The organism is Sulfurimonas sp., from assembly GCF_016744025.1.
Lineage (GTDB): Bacteria > Campylobacterota > Campylobacteria > Campylobacterales > Sulfurimonadaceae > Sulfurimonas.
Genome location: NZ_JADGFC010000188.1, coordinates 1 through 3,544 on the forward strand (window position 1 = coordinate 1; position 3,544 = coordinate 3,544).

At 30.8% G+C, this 3,544-nt stretch carries 4 protein-coding genes; 1 reads left to right on the forward strand and 3 read right to left on the reverse strand.

Annotated elements, in window-relative coordinates:
• Together QZZ48_RS14815 and QZZ48_RS14820 are read right to left on the reverse strand one after the other, a co-directional pair.
• The coding region (locus tag QZZ48_RS14815; RefSeq protein WP_294967032.1) for an ABC transporter permease at positions 1–517 on the reverse strand (517 nt) is incomplete at its 3' end.
• A complete protein-coding gene (locus QZZ48_RS14820; RefSeq protein WP_294967033.1) occupies positions 514–1,197 on the reverse strand; it encodes an ATP-binding cassette domain-containing protein in 684 nt (227 codons plus the stop codon). The genes QZZ48_RS14815 and QZZ48_RS14820, both read right to left, overlap by 4 nt.
• Positions 1,198–1,320: 123 nt before the next feature.
• On the opposite strand from QZZ48_RS14820, the gene QZZ48_RS14825 reads away from it, so the two are divergent.
• Positions 1,321–2,646, forward strand: coding sequence for a Na+/H+ antiporter family protein (locus tag QZZ48_RS14825; protein WP_294967034.1), 1,326 nt, complete (start codon positions 1,321–1,323; stop codon positions 2,644–2,646).
• A 20-nt stretch (positions 2,647–2,666) separates the two neighbouring features.
• On the opposite strand, the gene QZZ48_RS14830 is transcribed toward QZZ48_RS14825, so the two are convergent.
• Positions 2,667–3,452 (reverse strand): ElyC/SanA/YdcF family protein, encoded by a 786-nt coding sequence (locus tag QZZ48_RS14830; RefSeq protein ID WP_294967035.1) that lies wholly within the window; start codon positions 3,450–3,452, stop codon positions 2,667–2,669.
• Between the last annotated feature and the right edge of the window lie 92 nt (positions 3,453–3,544).

Below are 3,544 nucleotides of genomic sequence, written 5' to 3' on the forward strand. Positions count from 1 at the left end.
GTTTATAATTTGAACGAGAGAGATGTATAATATCACCCACATTAATATTAAGTTTTTTTGCTACGCTACTACCTAAAACTACATCATAAAATCCATCTAAAGTTTTACCATTTTCAAACTCTAAAAGTTTTCCTGATGAATATCTGTAGTATTTAAAATAATCTTCGTTAGTGGAAATAACATCAAAGCCATTAAAATTATCCCCAAGAGAGATAGGAACAGCCCATTTTACTTCTTCAACTTTTTGTAAATCTTCAAATGAACTGTATTTCATTTTTGGGAGTGGATCTGATATATGAAAGATAAGATTTAGTAAAATTTCTAATGAACCATTTGATGAAGCAACTATAATATCTGTTTTATTGATAGTACTTATAAAGTGATTTTGACTTGACTTTATAGCTTTGTCAACACCTAAGAGTAAGACTACACTGATAGCTATGGAAAGTACGGAAAGAGCAAAAGTTAGTTTTCTGTTTTGAATACTTTTATAAGTCAAATATATTAGGTGCTTCATTGAGTTAGCCTATTTATATTTTCAAAATCATAAACGGTATCGAAATATGATGACAACTCTATATCATGACTTACAAATATAAGTGTAGATTTTTGAGCCTTTGCTTGTTTTAAGAGTAGTTTCATAAATTTTTCTTTTGTATTTGCATCAAGAGCTGATGTTGGTTCATCTGCTATGATGATTTTAGGTTTACCAAGAAGTGCTCTTGCAAGAGCAACTCTTTGTTGTTCTCCAACACTAAGTTGCATCGCTTTTTCACTTTTCATCTCAAGAGGTATTTCAACAGCTTGTAGTAGTGAGTCAATCTCTTTAGTAATGTTTTTTATATTTTGTGATTTTTGTTTTGAGAATTTAGCAACAAGTGAAATATTTTCCTCAACACTCAGGTATGGTAAAAGATTGAACTCTTGAAAAACGATTCCAAAATTATCAGCACGAAATCTATCTATTTGAGTAGCACTGAGAGTTGTTATATCCACTCCAAGAATTTCTATACTTGAATTTTGTGCTTCTAAAATACCAGTTAAGAGATTTAAAAATGTACTTTTACCACTTCCACTTTTTCCTCTTATAAATATATGTTCTTCACTCTTTATAGATAATGTATCTATATTAATAATATTTTTCTCACTATTAGAATATTTGAAATGACAAGAGTTGATATTTATTATATTTTTCATAAATGTTAGTTTACTCTTATTTAGTTATTGCATCGTTAATACACAAGACATTTAATATACATTGGACAGCAATTATGATAATATTTTAAATAGTTAAACTAAACTAAAATATTAAGGATAGAAATGAATCCAATCGCTGTGGCAGTAATTGTCATGTTAGTACTAAGTCTGATGAGAATAAATGTAGTAATAGCACTTACCGTAAGTGCCATTATTGGTGGTTTAATAGGTAATCTATCTTTACTTGAAACTATAAATACATTTAACAATGGTCTTGGTGGAGGAGCTTCAATAGCTCTTAGTTATGCAATGCTTGGAGCATTTGCTGTTGCTATTTCAAAGTCAGGTATAACAAACTTACTTGCAAACAATATCATTAAAAAAATGAAAGGTAAAGAAGCTTCTCGTAGCGAACAATTATGGGTTAAAGTTATTCTTATCTCTGTAATATTATTAGCTGCGATTTCTTCTCAAAATATTGTTCCTATTCATATTGCTTTTATTCCTATTTTAATTCCGCCACTTCTACATGTTATGGCGAGTTTAAAAATGGATAGAAGACTTGTAGCCACTGTTATGACATTTGGTTTAACAGCAACTTATATGATTCTTCCTATAGGTTTTGGAGGAATATTTTTACAAAATATTTTGTTAAAGTATTTGGTGGATAATGGAGTAGATGCGACAGCAAGTCAACTTCCAATAGCAATGGCAATACCTGTATCTGGAATGTTTCTTGGTCTTATGGTTGCAATATTTTTTACTTATAGAAAACCTAGAGAATATAATGAAAAAGAGATTTTAAAAACTGAGCCAGAATCAAGTAAAGTAAATATGAATCATGTTTACGTTGCTATCGTTGGTATCTCAGTAGCTTTAAGTCTTCAACTTTATGCAGATTCTATTATCTTAGGTTCACTTGCAGGTTTTACTATTCTTACTCTTGGCGGTGTAATCCGTCTTAATGAGACTCAGGATGTATTTACTAAAGGTGTTCATATGATGGCTATGATAGGTTTCATTATGATTGCAGCTTCAGGGTTTGCAGAAGTTATGAAAGCAACAAACGGCATCGACTCTCTTGTAGCATCTGTTGCAAATGTAATTGGTGATTCTAAAGCTTTAGCGGCACTGTTCATGCTGATAGTTGGTTTATTAGTTACTATGGGAATAGGTTCATCATTTTCAACTATACCTATTATTGCAACTGTTTATGTACCTTTAGCACTACAGTTTGACTTTTCAGCAATGGCTATCATTGCACTAGTTGGTACGGCAGGAGCACTTGGAGATGCAGGTTCACCAGCATCTGATTCAACTCTTGGGCCAACCTCAGGACTAAATGCGGATGGACAACACGACCATATTTGGGACACTGTTGTTCCTACATTTCTTCACTTCAATATCCCACTAATTATTTTTGGTTGGATAGCTGCAATGGTTTTATAAAAAATCTACCTTTACAAACTTTAATAAAGTTGATGAGAAAGCTCTTTTAGCCTCTCATCTAACTTTTTTAACTTACTCCATAATATTCCCCAATATTCATGCATAGCAACTTGGGACTTAATAAAAGAATTAATATTTGGTAATCTAAAGATTCCTCTAAACTTATCTTTATAAAAAGCTGTTGGTGCAGCAATTGGTTTTAAGTTTAAAGATTCAAATAAAATCATAGCTCTTGGCATATGGCTTGCACTTGTAACTAAAACAAAAGATTTATCACCTACTAGTTTTTTAGTAAAAGATGCTTCATCCTGAGTATCTTTAGCTTTTTCTCCCAATATAATATCTTCTTCTTTTATACCTAAAGCTAAAGCTATTCTTGCATTCATTTTAGCTGTTGAAATATCTTCTCGACCACCATACCCTGTAAAAATTAGTTTTGATCCTGCAATCTTTTTATGAATTATTACACCTTCTAAAACTCTCTTGAGTCCAGCATTTCCTATTTTTGATGAAAGAGGTTGAGTTTCATCACCATTATGTCCACTACCCAAAACATGTATATATGAAACATCATTCTTATAATCATATTTAGGATACTGATTTTCTAAGTTTGAGATTAAAAAATTTGCAAATGGAGGATAAGAAAATAAAAACAGAAGTCCAAAAGCGAGAGACAAAGAAATTTTTGCCAACTTAACTTTTTTAATGTTTGAAAGAATAAACCAAATTACGAAAAGTGAAAGAACCATCCCATATGGTTCAATAAAAAAAGTTATAAACTTCTTTAACATAAATCCTAAATCCATTATACTAATCCTTTGTTTATTTTATCAATCACCTCTTCATTCCAAAGAAGTTCTTTATGTGTTAAATCATTAAATTCTTTATAGTAAGCCAA

What these genes read in the sequence shown, in the direction of transcription:
- QZZ48_RS14820 (WP_294967033.1), bottom strand. Translation starts at nt 1,197, where the DNA reads ATGAAAAATATAATAAATATCAACTCTTGTCATTTCAAATATTCTAAT.
- QZZ48_RS14825 (WP_294967034.1), top strand. Translation starts at nt 1,321, where the DNA reads ATGAATCCAATCGCTGTGGCAGTAATTGTCATGTTAGTACTAAGTCTG.
- QZZ48_RS14830 (WP_294967035.1), bottom strand. Translation starts at nt 3,452, where the DNA reads ATGGATTTAGGATTTATGTTAAAGAAGTTTATAACTTTTTTTATTGAA.